General features: G+C 53.1%; 20 protein-coding genes and 1 tRNA gene. 12 read left to right on the top strand and 9 right to left on the bottom strand.

The features are described from left to right. Window positions 1-13 precede the first annotated feature (13 nt). Window positions 14-1,303, top strand: a complete 1,290-nt coding sequence (locus WC612_07965) for a replication-associated recombination protein A (protein MFA6280702.1) — start codon at window positions 14-16, stop codon at window positions 1,301-1,303. Window positions 1,304-1,305: 2 nt separating this feature from the next. On the opposite strand, the gene WC612_07960 is transcribed toward WC612_07965, so the two are convergent. The 6 genes from WC612_07960 to WC612_07935 form a co-directional block, all read right to left on the bottom strand. Further along, window positions 1,306-1,695 carry a CZB domain-containing protein gene (locus tag WC612_07960; protein MFA6280701.1) on the bottom strand — a complete coding sequence of 130 codons (390 nt, stop codon included), beginning with the start codon at window positions 1,693-1,695 and terminating at the stop codon, window positions 1,306-1,308. Between the two features lie 567 nt (window positions 1,696-2,262). Beyond that, window positions 2,263-2,922 (bottom strand): 50S ribosomal protein L9, encoded by a 660-nt coding sequence (gene rplI / locus WC612_07955; GenBank protein ID MFA6280700.1) that lies wholly within the window; start codon window positions 2,920-2,922, stop codon window positions 2,263-2,265. Window positions 2,923-2,950: 28 nt separating this feature from the next. Continuing rightward, window positions 2,951-3,190: a 30S ribosomal protein S18 gene (gene rpsR / locus WC612_07950; protein MFA6280699.1), complete on the bottom strand. Its 240-nt coding sequence runs from the start codon at window positions 3,188-3,190 to the stop codon at window positions 2,951-2,953. A gap of 111 nt (window positions 3,191-3,301) precedes the next feature. Further along, on the bottom strand, window positions 3,302-3,745 hold the full coding sequence (gene rpsF / locus WC612_07945; protein ID MFA6280698.1) for a 30S ribosomal protein S6: 444 nt from the start codon (window positions 3,743-3,745) through the stop codon (window positions 3,302-3,304). A gap of 206 nt (window positions 3,746-3,951) precedes the next feature. Beyond that, window positions 3,952-4,764, bottom strand: a complete 813-nt coding sequence (locus WC612_07940) for a hypothetical protein (GenBank protein MFA6280697.1) — start codon at window positions 4,762-4,764, stop codon at window positions 3,952-3,954. A gap of 606 nt (window positions 4,765-5,370) precedes the next feature. Then, a tRNA-Cys gene (locus WC612_07935) sits at window positions 5,371-5,444 on the bottom strand. Window positions 5,445-5,680: 236 nt separating this feature from the next. Here WC612_07935 and WC612_07930 point away from each other — a divergent pair. Beyond that, on the top strand, window positions 5,681-6,067 hold the full coding sequence (locus WC612_07930) for a rhodanese-like domain-containing protein (protein MFA6280696.1): 387 nt from the start codon (window positions 5,681-5,683) through the stop codon (window positions 6,065-6,067). A 12-nt stretch (window positions 6,068-6,079) separates the two neighbouring features. On the opposite strand, the gene WC612_07925 is transcribed toward WC612_07930, so the two are convergent. Next, the gene (locus WC612_07925; protein ID MFA6280695.1) at window positions 6,080-6,748 is read right to left on the bottom strand and encodes an outer membrane lipoprotein carrier protein LolA; all 669 of its coding nucleotides are present in this window, start codon (window positions 6,746-6,748) and stop codon (window positions 6,080-6,082) included. A 231-nt stretch (window positions 6,749-6,979) separates the two neighbouring features. Here WC612_07925 and WC612_07920 point away from each other — a divergent pair, with 231 nt between their 5' ends. From WC612_07920 to WC612_07900, 5 genes are all read left to right on the top strand, one after another. After that, window positions 6,980-8,131 (top strand): FIST N-terminal domain-containing protein, encoded by a 1,152-nt coding sequence (locus WC612_07920; protein ID MFA6280694.1) that lies wholly within the window; start codon window positions 6,980-6,982, stop codon window positions 8,129-8,131. Continuing rightward, window positions 8,131-10,443 carry a response regulator gene (locus tag WC612_07915; GenBank protein MFA6280693.1) on the top strand — a complete coding sequence of 771 codons (2,313 nt, stop codon included), beginning with the start codon at window positions 8,131-8,133 and terminating at the stop codon, window positions 10,441-10,443. Before WC612_07920 ends, WC612_07915 begins: the two co-directional genes overlap by 1 nt. Before the next feature lie 126 nt (window positions 10,444-10,569). Continuing rightward, window positions 10,570-11,517 (top strand): thioredoxin-disulfide reductase, encoded by a 948-nt coding sequence (gene trxB, locus WC612_07910; protein MFA6280692.1) that lies wholly within the window; start codon window positions 10,570-10,572, stop codon window positions 11,515-11,517. A 16-nt stretch (window positions 11,518-11,533) separates the two neighbouring features. Further along, window positions 11,534-12,067, top strand: coding sequence for a PH domain-containing protein (locus tag WC612_07905; GenBank protein MFA6280691.1), 534 nt, complete (start codon window positions 11,534-11,536; stop codon window positions 12,065-12,067). Between the two features lie 22 nt (window positions 12,068-12,089). Then, the gene (locus WC612_07900) at window positions 12,090-12,647 is read left to right on the top strand and encodes a NifU family protein (GenBank protein ID MFA6280690.1); all 558 of its coding nucleotides are present in this window, start codon (window positions 12,090-12,092) and stop codon (window positions 12,645-12,647) included. Here the strand turns inward: WC612_07900 and nhaD are convergent. Both nhaD and WC612_07890 read right to left on the bottom strand, forming a co-directional pair. Then, window positions 12,644-14,044 (bottom strand): sodium:proton antiporter NhaD, encoded by a 1,401-nt coding sequence (nhaD, locus tag WC612_07895; GenBank protein MFA6280689.1) that lies wholly within the window; start codon window positions 14,042-14,044, stop codon window positions 12,644-12,646. The genes WC612_07900 and nhaD overlap by 4 nt on opposite strands. Window positions 14,045-14,104: 60 nt before the next feature. Then, a complete protein-coding gene (locus WC612_07890) occupies window positions 14,105-14,569 on the bottom strand; it encodes a hypothetical protein (GenBank protein ID MFA6280688.1) in 465 nt (154 codons plus the stop codon). 145 nt (window positions 14,570-14,714) lie between these two features. Here WC612_07890 and WC612_07885 point away from each other — a divergent pair, with 145 nt between their 5' ends. The 5 genes from WC612_07885 to infA form a co-directional block, all read left to right on the top strand. Next, on the top strand, window positions 14,715-14,864 hold the full coding sequence (locus WC612_07885; protein MFA6280687.1) for a hypothetical protein: 150 nt from the start codon (window positions 14,715-14,717) through the stop codon (window positions 14,862-14,864). A gap of 4 nt (window positions 14,865-14,868) precedes the next feature. Continuing rightward, the gene (dcd, locus tag WC612_07880) at window positions 14,869-15,423 is read left to right on the top strand and encodes a dCTP deaminase (GenBank protein MFA6280686.1); all 555 of its coding nucleotides are present in this window, start codon (window positions 14,869-14,871) and stop codon (window positions 15,421-15,423) included. A gap of 460 nt (window positions 15,424-15,883) precedes the next feature. After that, on the top strand, window positions 15,884-17,167 hold the full coding sequence (gene murA / locus WC612_07875) for a UDP-N-acetylglucosamine 1-carboxyvinyltransferase (protein MFA6280685.1): 1,284 nt from the start codon (window positions 15,884-15,886) through the stop codon (window positions 17,165-17,167). Window positions 17,168-17,181: 14 nt separating this feature from the next. After that, a complete protein-coding gene (locus WC612_07870; protein MFA6280684.1) occupies window positions 17,182-17,640 on the top strand; it encodes a DUF2948 family protein in 459 nt (152 codons plus the stop codon). A 63-nt stretch (window positions 17,641-17,703) separates the two neighbouring features. Then, window positions 17,704-17,907, top strand: a 204-nt coding sequence (infA, locus tag WC612_07865; protein ID MFA6280683.1) for a translation initiation factor IF-1, incomplete at its 3' end; no start/stop codon positions are given.

Below are 17,907 nucleotides of genomic sequence, written 5' to 3'. Positions count from 1 at the left end.
GTACAAAGAGGGTATGAAGAACGCCACTCTCTTTTCCAATCAACAGGATCGGCCTTTGCCGGATCGTCTGCGCCCTGCGGCGCTGGACGATGTTGTGGGGCAGGGCCACTTGCTGGCCGAAGGCTCCCCGTTGGGGCGCATGGTGGCGGCAGGGCGGCTGGCCTCGTTGATATTGTGGGGGCCTCCGGGGTGTGGCAAGACGACCATCGCGCGGCTTTTGGCGCAGGCTGTCCATTTGTTTTTTGAGCCCGTATCCGCTGTGTCCTCTGGCGTGGCGGATCTGCGCAAGGTTTTTGAGGCCGCTGCCTTGCGGCATGAAACGGGGCAGGGGACTCTCCTTTTTGTGGACGAGATTCATCGCTTCACCCGCGCCCAGCAGGATGTCTTGCTGCCGTATGTTGAGGACGGGACGGTGACGCTTGTCGGCGCGACGACGGAGAATCCTTCGTTTGAGCTGAACGGCGCATTGTTGTCGCGCTGTCAGGTTTTTGTCCTCAAGCGCCTTGATAATGTGGCGATGCGCCATCTTATCACTCGCGCCGAGCAGACGGAAAAACACGCTTTGTCCCTCACTAGCGATGCCTATGAGGCGCTTATCGCGATGGCCGATGGGGATGGGCGGTATCTGCTTACGTTGGTTGATGATCTCTTGCGAAGCCCACCTGCCTCGCCGCTTGATTCTGCCGCGCTGGCTGCGTTCGTGCAAAAACGCCCGCCCTTGTACGACAAGGCGCAGGATAGTCACTATAATCTGATCAGCGCTTTGCATAAATCCATGCGAGGCTCGGACTGCGATGCGGCCCTCTATTGGCTGGCGCGAATGCTGGCGGGGGGCGAGCATCCCCGCTATATCGCGCGGCGCATGCTGCGCTTTGCGTCCGAGGATGTCGGCATGGCCGATCCGCAAGCGCTCACGATCACGCTGACGGCGTGGCAGGCGTATGAAAGGCTTGGTTCCCCCGAAGGCGACCTTGCGCTGGCACAGGCGGTTATCTATTTGGCGACCGCGCCGAAATCAAACGCAAGCTATGCAGCGTATAACGCCTCTGTTCGTTCAGCGGCACAGCATGGCTCGTTGATGCCGCCCAAGCATATCCTGAACGCGCCAACCTCGATGATGAAAGAGCAGGGCTATGGCGAGGGGTATGCCTATGATCCAGATACGCCCGATGGCTTTTCTGGTCAGAATTATTTTCCCGACGGCATGCGGCGCGAGGCTTATTACAAGCCCGCCCCTCGCGGCTTTGAGCGCGAGATTGCGAAACGCTTAGACTACTGGGCGGGTCTTCGCGGCAAGCGTTAGCCTTATGCTTTGCCTGTGTTCTTTTTTTCGACGGTAACAGCGCAATGTTTCAGATGGTCAATCAGGGCGTCTGAAAGCGTGCAATAGGGGCTTGGCTCTGTCATTGCGTCGATGGCTTCTTTCCTTTTTCCTTGAAGAGCCATTTCCATAATCTCGCTGGTCAGGATATGGAAGCGAGCGTGAAGGTCAAAACAGCGTTGACATCTTGCGCCGTCTGTAATTTCAGGGGGCGCTTCATGGCCGTAAAGCCATTGGCCAAAGGCGCACTGATGATCATCGCGTACTTGCTCTGGGGTCAAAGAACTTGATCCCGATTCAATGATTTTGAGAATGTTGATTTTCCACATAGCATGCGCCTGAATAGCGGTCTGAATTTCTTCTTGAGTAGTCATGGGTGTTCTCTTTCTTGTGGGCTGATACGCATTATTTTTGACACTAAATGTTGATATAGTCTTAAGGCATCTTGTTGTATGTCGTTTAGCGTGTTTAATGGATATCTTGCTTAATCTGCCTTGTCATTCCGGAAGTTTTGCGGCGCTTTAGCGACAAAAAACTATCCGGAATCCGATTTGGTTTTAAAAAGAAAATCGGATTCCGGACTAAACTTTCTTTCGTCTTCTGCGAAGCCGAAGAGAAAGTTTCTCCGGAATGATGCCAATCTGCCTATGAACTGACACGCAAAAACAACAAGAAAAACGGGATCCCCGCTTTCGCGGGGATGACGCTAAAGGGGAGTATCGCCACAAAAAACTCCGTCATGCCCGCGAAAGCGGGCATGACGTTTGTTTTTTCTCTACGAGTCACTTCATTCGCTTTTTGGTATGACGGTTCATTTTAGGCGCGTGTGCCTCATCCTTTTATATTGGATCAGCTATACAAGAGGTCTAATAGAAAAACGCCGCCTCCTTTGTGGGAGAGCGGCGTTTTTTTTTAGCGTATCAGAAGGAAACGAAAGGGGCTTACTCCGCCGCTTCTTCGCCTTCGGCTTTGGCTTTCTTCGCGCGGGGCTTCTTGGCCTTGGGGGCTTCTTCGCCTTCCGCAACTTCTGGAACAGGAAGAACATCGGTTGTACCGATGGCCTCGATCACGGCGCGTTCAGCTTCTTCGGCGGCTTCCTTGGCTGCGGCCTTGATCAGTGCCATGCCTTTTTCGGCTTGGACGACAGCTTCCTCAACCGAGCGAGCGACGTTGACCGTGACTTTGATCATGACTTCGGGATGCAACTTCACCTTGATGGGGAAGAGGCCGAGAGCCTTGATGGGGGTGTCGATCTGAACCATCAAGCGATCGATGGTCTTGCCAGCGGCCTTGGCGGCGTCGGCGATGTCACGCGCGGAGACAGAGCCATAGAGCATGCCCATTTCGCTAGCCTGACGGATGAGAACGACCTTTAGGTCGCCCATCGTGGTGGCAAGCTTTTCGGCTTCGGCGCGCTGCGCGGCGTTCTTGGCTTCAAGTTCGGCGCGTTGCTTTTCGAATTGCTCAAGGTTGGCTTTGGTAGCGCGCAGGGCTTTTTTCTGCGGCAAAAGGTAGTTGCGGGCAAAGCCCGGGCGAACCTTGACCGTTTGACCCATTGTTCCCAAACGCTCGATGCGTTCTAACAAAATAACTTCAATCATGTTTTCCTCCTAGGGCACTGGCGAGATTTTACGCGCCGGCGCGGTCATTGACATAAGGCAACAGGGCCAGAAAGCGCGCGAGTTTGATCGCTTGCTTCAGTTCGCGTTGTTTTTTGTTGGATACGGCGGTGATGCGTGAGGGCACGATCTTGCCGCGTTCGGAAACAAAGCGTCCCAAAAGACGGACGTCTTTATAATCGATCTTGGGGGCTGCCTCGCCGCCAAAGGGGCAGGTCTTGCGACGACCAAAGAAATGGCCTCCGCCCATACCGCCGCTCATGCCGCCGCTGCTGCTTGAGCCGCTGCTACGACGCTTGCCGCCTGCTCCGCCTGTGCTTGTTTCGTTAATGCTCATGATGATCTCCTTTAATTCCTGAAATTATTCTTCGATAACGGCTTCGCGAGGGGCGCGAGGCGCACGAGGGGCTCTGTCGCCACGGTCGCCGCGATCTCCACGATCTCCGCGATCTCCGCGATCACCACGTTCGTTGCTGTCGCGTTCGTCGCGGCGCATCATGACCGAGGGGCCTTCTTCAAGTTCATCGACCTTAACGGTCATGAAGCGAAGAATGTCCTCGTTCAGGCGCATGTTGCGTTCCATCTCATTGACGGCCGCAGAGGGCGCATCAAGGTTGAACAGCACATAATGGCCTTTTTTGTTTTTGCGAATGCGGTACGCCAGCGTGCGAAGACCCCATTGTTCGGTCTTTTTGACGCTGCCACCTGCGGCGGTGACGATGTCGGTGAATAAGGTTGTCAAGGCCTCAACTTGCGTCGCAGGAATATCCTGACGTGCGACAAAGACGGACTCGTAGTATGGCATAGATCCACACTCCCTTCGGGTCTAGGCGACCGGCCGCTGGCTTGAGACCATCTCAAAATCGTCAGCTGCACCGATCAAGCCGGACTCTCAATCAAGGAATCCGGCAAGGAGTTATTGGGCGCTCTATAGCGGGAAAGCCCGCCATAGGCAAGAATAAAAGGAAAACAAAGCGTCAACAGCGCAAAAAGCAATCAAAACAGCCCTTTTTAACGAAGAAGCGCATAAATCTTGGGGCGGGGGATCTGCGGCTCGCTTCTCTGCATTGGTTGCGTCGTGCCCACATGCCGTTCGCGCACAGGCTCCTGTCTCATCGAAACCGTGCAGGCTTTCATCGAATACTGATAATCATACTGCGGAGCCTTGGGATAGTCTTTATCTTCCAGCGAAAGCATGGAAAGTCGCGCGACGTTCTCATCCCCATAGTGGGTGCGCAAAAGCCCATCCAGATCCGCAGAGGATTGGAACAGGCGACCGTTTTGGAAAAAGCCTAAAAAAGGCCTATCGCCTATCGCGCCCTGAATCGTTTTTAGGGTTTCCCCTTCGTTAAAAATAGAGCGTTCAATTTGATGGCTGGTATCCGACAAACGCAAAAGCATTTGTTCGTGCATAAGATCGACTTCGAATGGTGAGGCCTGCCGCCGCAGCAGGCGGTTGAGGGTTGCCTTATCGGCCCCAAAACCGGTTTTCATATAGGCCTCAACCTTTTCCTGAAATGTTGTGGCGGTGTCGGGAACGGATAGGATCCCCTTGGCTTCCCGAAACAACGTGGCCGTTTTCGAAGTCTCGCTGTTCACCGCATGAATCTCCATCTCCAGCGAACCGGCCATTTGAAGGACGACATCCATGGGCGTTGCATAGGGGTTACCCAAAAGAGAATGAAAAACGTCTTCGGAGGTTAGCTGTTCCCCTAACTGATGATAGGCTTGTTGAGCGTCATCGATCCTTTTTTGCAGGGTAGAGTCGATATCGATCCCCACGTCCTGCACGCCTTGTTCATAGGCGGCATAGATGAACTCCATATACCCGACCTTGGCCTCATAGGGGCTCCTGTGTTTCCATAAAGGGAAGGTTTTGTTAGGGTCCGTATCGGCTGCTCTGTCCCTTGCGCGCCTATCTAGAAAAAAAGCGCTGCAATCATCACCGACAAGGACAATGGCGTGTTTTTTAAACAGGTCCTGCAAGGGACGGGGACGGCATCGTGTTGCCGCAAATCGATCAGCCATGTCAACAAGAGCCATAAAAAACCTCCCCCTTAAATAGAATCAAACCATGGGCTTGATTACATAAACAGGCTCTCACAAGGGGCTTTGGTTTCCAACAGCTTTTTTTACTTTCAAGGCGGAGGGGCTTATTTTTAGAGGGAAGGGGTGGGGGGCGGAGCCCCGCGTCGCCGCCAGCCTTCATATTGCCGCCGCAGGGAGGCGTGGAGCGCGGGGAAAGAGACGGCGGCAATAACGCCGTGTTGTTGTAGGGGATAAGGGTAGGGGTGCAGGATAGAAACCTCGCCCTGTGGGCTTCGGCGCGGCAGTCATCAAATGCAACGACACCAGCCCGTCTTCGCTGCTTCGCAGCTACGCCGGACATTAGGTTTTGTAATGCTCGCTGTGCTCGCTAACAAAACCTAATGGAGGCACGGGCCGGAATCGAACCGGCATTGACGGATTTGCAATCCGCTACATAGCCATTCTGTCACCGCGCCAAAGGTTTTTCCTTCTAAAGTGCCCGCACCATAATGTATTTTGGGGGGCAAGTGAATTAAAATATAGCCCCTTAGGGGGGAAAAGTTGGCCACCAGCCCTTTACGCGGTTTTTTGATCTTTAGCCCCCCTTGGGGGCTTTTTTTTGTATCTGCGCACTTATCGTTTCGTCTCGCCTTGCTTTAACCATCTTCTGGGGGCAAGATGCCCCTCGTTTTGCACAAGGATGGAAGAGAAAATGAAACTTGTAGGTCTTGCCGTATTTGCTCTTCTTTTCGTGCTGGTTTTTTATGGTTTCAAGGTGATTACGATGGGTTCTTCTGATCTTCCTTCCATTGACGTTACGACGTTGGCGCAACGGCTTAAAAGCGCGATGCCGCCCGTGTTGATTGATGTGCGTGAATCTTATGAGTTTGAGGCAGGCCATATCGATGGCGCGAAACTTATTCCGCTTGGTTCGCTGGCCTCCCACCTTGCCGAGGTTCCTCGCGACAAGCCTGTTGTGCTGATCTGCCGCTCTGGCAATCGTAGCGCTCACGCCACCGCCTTATTGATCCAGCAAGGCTACACCAATGTCGAGAATATAACGGGCGGGATGAACGCTTGGGCGCGCTCTAGGGGCTAGGGTCTATTCGACCTATTTGTTGTAGTTATTTTTGCCAAGTTTGGGGGAGACGAAAACAAAGGTGTTTTCCGGAAACTCAATCCCCTCGCGGGCGTTTTCAAGGTTCACGCCTGTGGTGCGGCCTTGGGGATCCAGAATGCGCCACTGTCGCAGCTTCAGTGGATTGTCTTCAAAGATGAGCGTTAGCTCGCCTTCATGAGGCTCTTTCACCGAGACAAGGCTCACCTCAATCTTGGCCGGAAAGCGGACGAAGCGCGTCACGACCACATCGCCCGACAGCTTGATATTCTCGCGCAAAATAAACGAGGCCATTCCTTCATCAAGCCCAACGGTTGTTTGCTGCCCCATCTCGTCATCCCAGATGTTAAGTCGTGAGCCGTCGGCGACGATAAAGTCCTTATCCGGCGCATCATAGACGACGCGCATTTTGCCCGGACGTTGAATGGAAAGCGCGCCGTGGCGTAGGTTGCCCGAGTCGCTGACCTGCAGGAAATTCGCACCAACGCTTTTCAAGTCGTTCAGATAAGCCTCAATGCGGTTGACATCGGCCTGTTCCTTGGCGCTTAGCTTGGCCGCGACGGGAGCATCGGTTGAGGTGGCGGGCGTTTGCTCGGCCCAAGCGGGAAGAGCAAGGCAAAGAAGAAGGCTTAAGGCCAAAAGAAAGGGGCGGATATGTTTCATGAGGGGCAAATTGACCTGAAATTGTGGCAAAGAAAAGGACTATTTTCCCTCGACGGAGAAAAAGGAGGCGGGTTTAGAGAAATACACCATTGTATTAGGCCCTTGTTTTTATAAGAAAGGGGGTCGAAATGATTGATCAGAAGGGGGCAGATTTTTACGATAAAGTAACACTGATTCTTTATTCCTGTATAACGTCTCATGTTACGCCCCCCCATCCCTTTGGATTTCATCATGAAAAGCCTTTCCCTCACAAAACAGAAAGATAAAATTGTCGAAGCCTTGGAAGAGGCTATTGCCATTGATCCTTCTTTGATCCTCCTTTTTGCCGCCCCTTCCTTGTGGCGCGATCAAGAGTTTGTCAAAAATGTTCTGACAATACTTAGGGACAAAACGGTTTTGGGTTGTTCGACCGCCGGAGAAATAGGGAAAGAGGGTTTTTCAAAAGACAGTTTTTCTATGTTGGCCATGCATTTTGACAACACGTCCGTCAAAGCGGTGAGCGCGCCCCTCTTGAAACAAGAAGATTCTTTGATGGTGGGTGAGTCAATCGCCAACCAGCTTAAAACGCCCGACCTCAAAGCCGTCCTTGTTTTTGGTATTGGGCGGAATATCAACGGAAGTGGACTTATCAATGGCATGAACAGCATATTGGGGCGCAATGTCCTGATCTCGGGCGGCCTTGCCGGTGATGGGCTGGACTTCAAAGAAACCTTTACGCTTTGCAATGGTGATCTGTCGAATGACCATGTTGTCGCTGTCGGTCTTTATGGCGATTCTATTATTGTGAGTTGCGGCTCTGAAGGCGGTTGGCGTCCCTTTGGCCCCACGCGGCGCGTGACAAAGGCCGACAACAATATTCTTTACGAGTTGGATGGAAAACCAGCGCTTCAGTTGTATAAACAGTATTTAGGCGATAAAGCCAAAGCGCTGCCGGCCAGCGGCCTTGCCTATCCTTTTGCCATTTTGCGCAGCGACCGCACGACGTCGGGCCTTATTCGCAGCGCTTTGGACATTGATCATGAAAAAGAGGCTATAATTCTGGCGGGCGATATGCCTCAAGGCTGCCAAGTCTGCCTTATGCATGCCGACACGGACGCGTTGGTGCAAGGGGCGGCGCAGGCCGCTGCCGAGGCGCTGCGTACTCATGCGGGGTCAGAGGAAAATGGCTGCGCCATCGTTGTCAGCTGCGTAGGGCGGCGTATCATTCTGGGCATCGATGTTGATGATGAGATTGAGGCGGTGTCGGACTCCTTCCTGCCGGAGACGCCGATGGCGGGTTATTATTCGTATGGCGAGATATGCTCATACACGGCAACGGGCCGAACAGAGCTGCACAACCAGACGATGACGATAACGTATATTACCGAAAAGTCAGGTGAGTGATGTTTAGGTCTCGCAAACTTCTTAAACAACTCAAGAAGTTTCTTGGCTATGAGGATAGCGAAAAAAGATTTTTAGAACTTAAGGCTCTTATGGAAGAAAAAAGCCCCGTTCTGGCCGACGTTTATGGGCCTTTGCTGGGCAGTATCCCTCCGTTTTTTGACAGCATCGAAGCCGTCTATCAGCAATATGAAGAACGCCTGAAGATGGCGTTGCGTAATCTTGAGCTTAGCTCGGGCGAGCTCAACGAGGCGAACTACAGGCTTGAAGATTTGAATATCGCGATCAACGCCATGCTAGATAGCTTGGGGCAGGGGCTTTTGTTCTTTGATGAAAAGGGCACCTGTTCGGGCGTTTTCTCTAGGGCCTGTATGACGTTGCTGGAGACAAATCCAAGCGGAAAGAACATCGTCGATATTCTGCGCCTGCCATCCGAAAACAGAAATGTCTTTATTGAGCTTTTGAACATTATGTTTTCCAGAAAAAGCCAATTGAGCTTTGATGAGGTGATGGCGTTGGCGCCTAAGGTGTATCTGCATAGCCAAGGTCTGTATGTCACGCTTGGCTATCGTCCTGTTTACTCGACCGAGGGCGAGTTGACGAAAGTTGTTTTGATCGCCACCGATCAGACGCGTGAAAAAACGGCGATGCAGAAACTGGTTGAAGGAACGCAGGCGCAAGAAGCGTTGCTAGCCGCCAAGGAACTGGCCGAGCGAGCCACAGCGGCCAAAAGCGATTTTCTAGCAAATATGAGCCACGAAATCCGCACCCCCATGAATGGCGTGCTGGGAATGTCGGATCTTCTATTGGATACGGATTTAACCCATGATCAACGCGGCTGGGTTGAGGCCATTCGTCGTTCGGGCGAAAATCTGCTTGAGATTATCAACGATATTCTTGACTTCTCCAAGATTGAAACAGGCAAAATCAAGCTGGAGTCCATCGATTTTGATATTGTCAAAATTATTAGCGATGTCACGGATATGATATCCGTCAGGACTCAGGAAAAGGGTGTTCAGCTATTAGTAGATTTGCCCGATGAAGATACACATCACTTTTGTGGCGATCCGGGCCGTATAAGGCAGGTTCTGCTCAACTTGGTGGGGAATGCCGTTAAGTTTACCGAAGTTGGGTATGTTCTCATCCGTTTGGATATTCATCAAGAAACGCCTGAACGCTACCGCGCCAAGTTTACGGTTGAGGACACGGGCATTGGCGTATCAGAAGACAAGCTAAGTTATATCTTTGATAAATTCTCGCAGGCCGAAGAAGCCACAACGCGCAAGTTTGGTGGCAGTGGGTTGGGGCTAGCCATCTCAAAAGGGTTGGTCAGTTTGATGGATGGTTCGGTGACGGTCACAAGCCAACTAGGCAAAGGCTCCCGCTTTAGCTTTGATGTCCTGTTGGGGCTCTGTCCCAAAGCGCCCGTGCAGGCTCCCGTGGTTTCAGAGGCTGATTTGATGGACAAACGGGTCTTGCTGACCGATGAAAGCCCCATGGTTATCAGCCTTCTTGAAAAGTATACGCAGAAATGGGGCATGCGCGTTGATACTGTCTCTAGCCTTGTTGACGCGAAAGAGGCGATAGAAACGGCCTTGCGCGTTGGTGATCCCTATCATTTCGTTTTGTCCGATTATAGGATTCGCAGCAGTGAAGCCCGCGAGCTAACAAGCTGGGCTCAAAGCCCTGAGTTTACGGGAAGGAAGCCTCACTTTATCCTTATTTCGGCCTATGGGCAGGTTGTGAACACCGAGTTTGCTGCTCAATATGGATTCAATGGCTATCTTCTTAAGCCCTTTTATCCCGATCACCTTAAAGGCATGATGCAGCTTCTACTTGAGGCGGCGGGTGAGGGAGAGCGGATGCCTGTTGTGACGCGGGCGCTTATTACCAGCATGGCTCAAACGGGGCGCGCCCATCATGGGATTAGACCCGATATGTTTGCGGGCGTGAAGGCTCTGGTTGTTGAGGATATGAAAATCAACTTGATGTTGATTGCCAAGATTCTGGAAAAGCATGGCTGCGTCGTGACGGCTGCGGTCAACGGACGCGAGGGGGTTGAGGCGACCACGAAAGAAAAATTCGACATTATTTTTATGGATTGCCAGATGCCGGAAATGGATGGGTTTGAGGCCACCGAGGCTATTCGTAAAAACGAAGATGTGTCGGGGCAGCACACGACCATTGTGGCGCTGACGGCTGATGCCATGGTTGGGGATCGTGAAAAATGCCTTCGCTTGGGCATGGATGATTACCTCAATAAGCCCTTGCGGCAAGAGCAAATCACCCAAATTTTGGCCAAGTGGATCAATTAGAGAGCCTAAAACCGAAAGAATAGTGGAATCTTGTTTTTCAGTGGCCTCATGAGGCTCATTGTGGCATTTATGATGGAAGGGGAGCGTTTATGGCTCCCCCTCTTTTTCTGCAGGTAAAGGGTTTCTATGGCCACACAATATACAAAGGTTTTGATCATCGGCGCGGGCCCAGCAGGCTACACGGCGGCGATCTATACGGCGCGGGCCAACCTTGCGCCCGTCCTTGTTCAAGGCATGCAGCCGGGCGGGCAGCTCACCATCACAACGGACGTTGAAAACTACCCAGGCTTTGCCGAGCCGATTGATGGCCCGCAATTAATGGAAGCCATGGCCGCGCAAGCCAAGCGCGTTGGCGCGACCTTGGTGCAGGACGTGATTGTGGACGTTGATTTTGATCAAAGGCCGATCCGCTGCACAGGCGATTCAGGAACGATTTATACCGCGGATACCGTCGTGATCGCCACGGGCGCTCAGGCACGTTGGCTTGGCCTTGAGGCCGAAAAGCATTTCCAAGGCTATGGCGTGTCGGGCTGCGCGACCTGCGATGGCTTTTTCTATCGCGGCAAGAAGGTTGCCGTCGTTGGCGGCGGCAATACGGCGATGGAGGAAGCCCTTTATCTGGCTAGCCTCGCCAGTCACGTCACCATGATCCATCGTCGTGACGCTTTTCGCGGCGAAAAAATCTTGCATGATCGCATCACCAAGAATCCTAAGATCACCGTTCTGTGGGATAGTGTTGTTGAAGATATAAAAGGCGTAGAGCAACCCTCACGCGGCGTGACGGGGCTTGTTGCTCGCAACATCAAAACGGGTGCAGTAACAGAGATTGAGCTTGATGGTGTTTTTATCGCCATTGGCCATGCGCCCGCGACGGCGATTTTTAAAGGCAAATTGCCGATGGATGAAGAGGGCTATCTTCTGACCGCGCCGGATTCGACGGCAACGTCTGTGGCGGGCGTTTTCGCGGCGGGCGATGTGAAGGATAAGCGTTATCGGCAGGCCGTGACGGCAGCGGGCATGGGGTGCATGGCGGCGCTTGACGTTGAAAAGTATCTGGCGGCTTTAGAAAACTGAAAGAGGAGCAAGCGTTATGGGATCCTATGTTAAACGCGCGATGCAACCGAACGAGTCCATCCTTTATGAGACGCAACTGCACTGGGTTATTTACAGGATGGGTATTACAATTACCTTTTTGGGGCTCTTGTTTGGCCGGTTTGCGCCTATGCCCGTTAAGCAAATTCTAGGAGACTCCGTGGCGGAGTTGGTTGCCAAACCGATTTCCTATATTGCCGCCGTTCTTATTGCCCTTGGCGCTTTTGAGCTTTTGGCCTCGTTTATCCGGCAGATATCGACCGAGCTTGTGATCACGGATCAGCGCGTGATCGCCAAGCATGGCTTTATCTCAACGACGAGTTATGAGCTTATGATGACCAAGGTTGAGGGCGCGACGATTGAGCAGTCCATTTGGGGGCGTCTTTTGGGCTTTGGCACGTTGATGGTCAAGGGGACGGGCGGCGGCATTTCGCCTATCGATCACGTCGCCGATCCCTATCGCTTCCATTCCTATCTTATGAACGCGCTTCACGATGCGCACGCTGCTGATGCTGTGCGCCACCACGATTAATTGAGGGAAGGACTTTCTTTTCATGTTTATCCAAACCGAAGACACGCCCAACCCCGATACGATGAAATTCTTGCCCAGTCGGCTTGTGGTTCATAATCCCATTGATATCGATTGCGAGGAAAAGGCGGCTCTGTCGCCGCTTGCGCAGGCGTTGTTTGCGACGGGTGGGGTGGCTTCCGTTTTTCTGGGAACGGATTTCATCAGCATCACGCGCAAGGCGGACGGAGCCGAGTGGCCTGTCCTGCGTCCCGCGCTCCTTGCCGCGATCATGGATCACTTCACGGCGGAGCGACCCGTAATGCTTGATGACGCGTCATCTAAGATTCCAACGCAGGCGAGTGCCGAGGACAGTGACATTGTCCGCCAGATTAACGAGCTTCTTGATTTGCGCATTCGCCCTGCGATTGCGCAGGACGGCGGCGACGTTGCGTTTGAGAGGTACGAGGATGGCGTTGTCTATCTGCGCCTGAAAGGCGCTTGCGCGGGCTGCCCTAGCGCAACCGCAACGCTGAAAGTTGGCATCGAGCAAATGCTCCGCCACTTCATCCCTGAAGTGCAGGAAGTCAGACGCGTACTTTAAAACATTCCCTGATTGATCAGCAGGTGCGCGGTGATACCGGCAAAGTAACCGATTGCGATCGCCCAACTCCATTTCAAATGGCTGCCAAAGGTATAGAGGCCTCGCGCTTGTCCCATCAGTGCTACGCCCGCCGCTGAGCCAATGGAGAGAAGCGAGCCGCCGATGCCCGTTGTCAACGTAACCAGAAGCCATTGGCCTGTGGAATGTTCTTGTCCCATGTTAAGGACGGCGAACATCACGGGGATATTGTCGATAAGGGCCGAAATCGCACCGATGGCCGTGTGGGCTGCCGTCTCGCTCATGCTGCCGTAAAGGGCCTGCGAAAGACCGCCTAAGTAGCCCATCGCGCCAAGGCCGCCGACGCACAGCATAACACCATAGAAGAACATCATCGTGTCCCACTCGATGCGGCTAAGGTTGACGAAGATGTCGAAAGGTTTTTGCTGGTCGGCGGGCGATAGATCGGGTCTGCCCCTCAGCTCAAAACGGCGGATAAAAAAGCCATAGATTTTAAGGAAGCCCAGCCCCGTCATCATGCCAAGGAAGGGGGGGATATGAAGCGTTTGGTGCAGAATAACGGTCATTCCGATGGTCAGAAGGAAGAGGGCTGCGATGACAAGACCGCCTTTTTTGATACGCGCTTTTTCTTCGGTAGGGGAGGGGGCGGCCATCGGAATAGCAAGCGAAAGTGCGAAGGCGGGGATGATCCAGCTGACAAGCGCGGGGATGAAAAGGGCGAAGAAGTCCATGAAGCTGACGACGCCTTTTTGCCAGACCATCAGGGTGGTTATGTCGCCAAAGGGGCTGAACGCGCCGCCTGCGTTCGCGGCGACGACGATGTTGATAAAGCTGGCTGTAATGAACTTTTTATTTGTGCCGCCTACGGCGGTTGCGACTGCGCCCAGCACCAGCGCGGTTGTTAGATTATCGGCGATGGGCGAGAGGAAAAAGGCAAGCCCGCCGCACGCCCAGAACAAAGCGCGATAGGATAAACCTTGGCTCACCAGTTTGGCGCGTAGGGCGTTAAACAGGCCGCGCTCCTCCATAGTGTTGACATAGGTCATGGCGGATAGAAGGAATAGCATCAGATCGGCAAACTCGGTGAGGGTGCGGCGAAGCAACGTCACCCCTTCCTCGCTGCGTCCCTCGCTGCCAAAGGCGACCATGACCAAAATCCAGATAAGCCCCGCCGCGATGGTCACGGGCTTGGACTTGCGTAGGTGGATTTTCTCTTCCAGCAGGACAAAGCCATAGGCCAGAACGAAAAGGCCAAGAACCGCCCAACCGATCATGCCGCTATCGGGCGGGGACAATATCGTCCCCTCGCTCGCCAAGGCGGGCAGGGCAATAAGAAAGGGGGAAAGGGCGGTAAATAGCGCCCACAGCAATAATCGCATGGCTTCGCTTTCAAAGGATTTTGTCCCTTTAAGCGGTACAACAAAAGCCTTAACAAGCCGTTATGGGGCGGGGGCTTTGGGGCCACGTGACAGCCAACGTAGCCTCACTTTAATCCTATTTTTTACGCAAAGGGCGCGATTATAACACTCTCGATCAAAACCTGCATGATCCGTAAGAAAATAAAAACTGTGAAAACAACGATCCATGTCTGGAACGGCTTCTTGAAACCATGTTTTGATATGGGGCTTTCTTGGATTTAAAAGGCGCAAAAGCGAATTGGCTACAATTGGGAACGTTTTTTTATGGGCGCGCGTTACGGCAACGCTATCAACCAAGGTCACCAAAAAAATTGGCTCTAACCAGTCTTTATGGGTGTTGACGGTTTCTAAAATAAGCTGGGGCAGCCTCTGAGGTTTTTTTGTTTCATAAATTTTTCTATAAAGAGCACGAAAAGCCATGTCCGCCTGTGACGAAGGATGGGCTGGATCAAAGTAATGAACTGGCTGCAGAAATGAGTGATACATCTTAAATTCTCCCTATTAGTGGTCTTGTATCCTAACAATGCCGCAAAAAGGATAGCAACAGATATCTATAGTTAATATAACGAGGTCTTGAATTTTGGGCCAGTTTCAGGTCATCTGTTTGTCCTGAAAGCGTGGAATCGACCTTATGACGTTATCCAAACCATCACCCTTAGCCCAGCAGCGCGAGGAACGCGCCGCGGCTATTATGCGCGAGAATTTGCGCAAGCGTAAACAACAGCAACAGGCGCGGGCCTCACAGCTTCAAGAGACCGCCGCCCCCAAAGAGGAAGAGTAGAACCATGTCCGTTATGCCCGACCACTGGATCCGCAAGCAGGCTCTTGAAAAGCAGATGATCTCGCCGTTTGAGGAAAAGCAAAAACGCGATGGCGTGATTTCCTATGGTTTGTCGTCGTATGGCTATGATGCCCGCGTGGCCGATGAGTTCAAGATTTTCACGAACATAGATAATGCGATTGTTGATCCTAAAAACTTTTCGGAAAACAGCTTTGTATCGCGTCAAACGGATGTGTGCGTTGTGCCGCCTCATTCCTTTGCGCTGGCGCGGACGGTAGAGTATTTCAAAATCCCGCGCGACGTTTTGGTGATCTGCCTTGGCAAGTCCACCTATGCGCGGTGCGGTTTGATCGTCAATGTCACGCCGCTAGAGCCAGAGTGGGAAGGTCATGTGACACTAGAGATTTCGAACACCACACCGCTGCCCGCCCGCGTCTATGCGAACGAGGGGCTGTGCCAGTTCCTGTTCATTAAGGGTGATAGCGACTGCGAGGTTTCCTATGCTGACAAGGGTGGGAAGTATATGGGGCAGAAGGGCGTGACGCTGCCGAGAATGTAACCCATTTTCGCCATACTGGGCTGCAAATTGGGTTTTCTTGCGCTTCCGGTGCTCACGTACTTTTACGTACGCTGCGCTCCGGTTCTTAGAAAACCGCAATTTTCGCCGCAGTCTGACGAAAAGGTGAGATTTGGAGAAAGAAATGCTAGGCCGATACAAGCACCACAAAGGGCAAGAGTACGAGGTGCTTTTTGTTGCCAAGCATAGTGAGACCCTTGATGAGCTGGTGGTGTATCGGGCCTTGTACGGCGACAATGAAGTATGGGTTCGTCCTAAGACTATGTTCTTTGAGAATGTAGATTTGCCGGATGGCACTAAGTGCCCAAGGTTTATGAAAGTTGCTTAATTCAAACCATATGCGTCATCCCCGCGAAAGCGGGGATCCCGTTTGGTTTAAGAAGGAAGAAACAAGAAAACGGGATGCCCGCCTTCGCGGGCATGACAGGATTGGTGGAGAGAGATGGACCAAATGCTTATTCGCGGTGGCAAGCCGCTGAACGGAAAAATTCATATCAGCGGTGCAAAGAACGCCACGCTGCCTTTGCTGACAGCTTGCTTGTTGACGGATGAGGCTCTCACGCTTGGCAATGTGCCGCAGCTGGCCGACATTGCGACGATGGGCAACCTTTTGGGCCAGCATGGCGCAAGCATCGGGCTACAGGCGGGCGAGGGCGGCTTTGGCCACACGGTAGAGCTTCACGCCAAGATGATTGTCAGCACCACCGCGCCCTATGACCTTGTGCGCCAAATGCGCGCGAGCATTCTTGTGCTGGGGCCTTTGCTGGCGCGTTGCCGAGAGGCGAAGGTGTCTTTGCCGGGAGGCTGCGCGATTGGCACGCGTCCCGTTGATTTGCATATAGCAGCGCTAGAGAAAATGGGCGCGGTTATCACGATTGAGGATGGCTATATCCATGCTACCGCGCCGCAGGGTCTTGTGGGCGCAGAAATTATCTTCCCGATGGTAACGGTGACGGGCACGGAAAATATCCTGATGGCCGCGACGCTCGCGAAGGGCGAGACGATCTTGAACAATGCCGCGCGAGAGCCAGAGGTCGGCGATTTGGCGCAGTGCCTTGTGAAAATGGGAGCCGAGATTGAGGGCATCGGAACGGACTGCCTTCGCATTCAGGGCAAGGATCGCCTGCATGGCGCAAGCCATACCGTCATTGCCGACCGCATTGAGGCGGGGACGTTTGCGATGGCCGCCGCGATCACAAACGGCGATCTTGAATTAATCGGCGCAAGGATGGATGGTCTTAAGTCCGTCTTTGCCGTGTTGGCCAAGGCAGGGGTTTTGGCCGAGCCAACAGAGGGCGGCATCCGCGTGCGCCGTCAGAATGGTCTGTTGCATGGCGTCGACGTGATGACCGAGCCTTTTCCGGGCTTTCCGACGGATTTGCAGGCGCAGATGATGGCCCTGATGGCCGTGGCTGACGGCGCGGCGATGATCACGGAAACGATTTTTGAGAACCGCTTTATGCATGTGCCGGAACTGGCGCGTATGGGCGCTAACATCACGGTGCATGGCTCCTCAGCCATGATACGCGGCGTGAAGAAGTTGAAGGGAGCGCCCGTGATGGCGACTGATCTTCGCGCCTCGGTGTCGTTGGTGCTGGCGGGCTTGGCTGCCGAGGGCGAGACGACGCTTAGCCGCCTTTATCATCTTGATCGCGGCTATGAACGTCTTGAAGAGAAACTTAGTGCTTGTGGCGCGGATATTCGGCGTGTGAAGAAGCCGAGTTAAAGGGAGGGCGCAGGATGACCGACGAGCCCCTTAAACTTATGGCGCGGGACGCCGAGGATATTCAGGTGATGGCGGCGGTGCTTCAAGACGCGATCGCGCCAACGTGCGATATGGTTTATCATCCTGTCGAGAAAAATTTTGTGATGGTCGTGCAGCGTTTCAAGTGGGATGGCGTGCAGGACGGGGCTCCGATCATTCCGCTCCCCGCCAATGAAGAGGAAGCGTGCAGCTTTGAGCGTATCAACTGCGCCCTTGATATCGATGGTGTCGAAGCGGTGCAATTTACGGGCATCAATCCCAATGATCCCGCCGCGATGCTCGATCTGTTAACGATAAGCTATGAAGCGCCTTATTTGCAGTTTCTTTTCGCGGGGGAGGGACGCATGCGTCTGAAACTCGCTGATTGGGGTCTAAAACTGCGTGATTTCGGCGAATCGTGGCCTACAACGCACTGTCCGCGTCATGCGACTTGACGAAAGCTTAGAAAAGAGCCATTTTCGCCGCGCTTCCAATAGGAAAAATGAAAAGAGTATTTTATGGCTAAAGAAGATCTTCTTGAGTTCGAAGGGATCGTATCCGAAATCCTTCCTAATGCTATGTTCCGCGTTAAGCTGGACAATGGGCATGAGGTACTGGCGCACACGTCTGGCAAGATGCGCAAAAACCGCATCCGCGTCCTTGCGGGCGATAAGGTGAATGTTGAGATGACGCCTTATGATTTGACCAAGGGTCGCATCACC

Source organism: Bdellovibrionales bacterium (assembly GCA_041662785.1).
Classification (GTDB): domain Bacteria; phylum Pseudomonadota; class Alphaproteobacteria; order UBA9219; family UBA9219; genus UBA8914.
The sequence above is the reverse complement of the archived record's forward strand: the minus strand, read 5'-3'. Positions and strand labels throughout refer to the sequence as shown.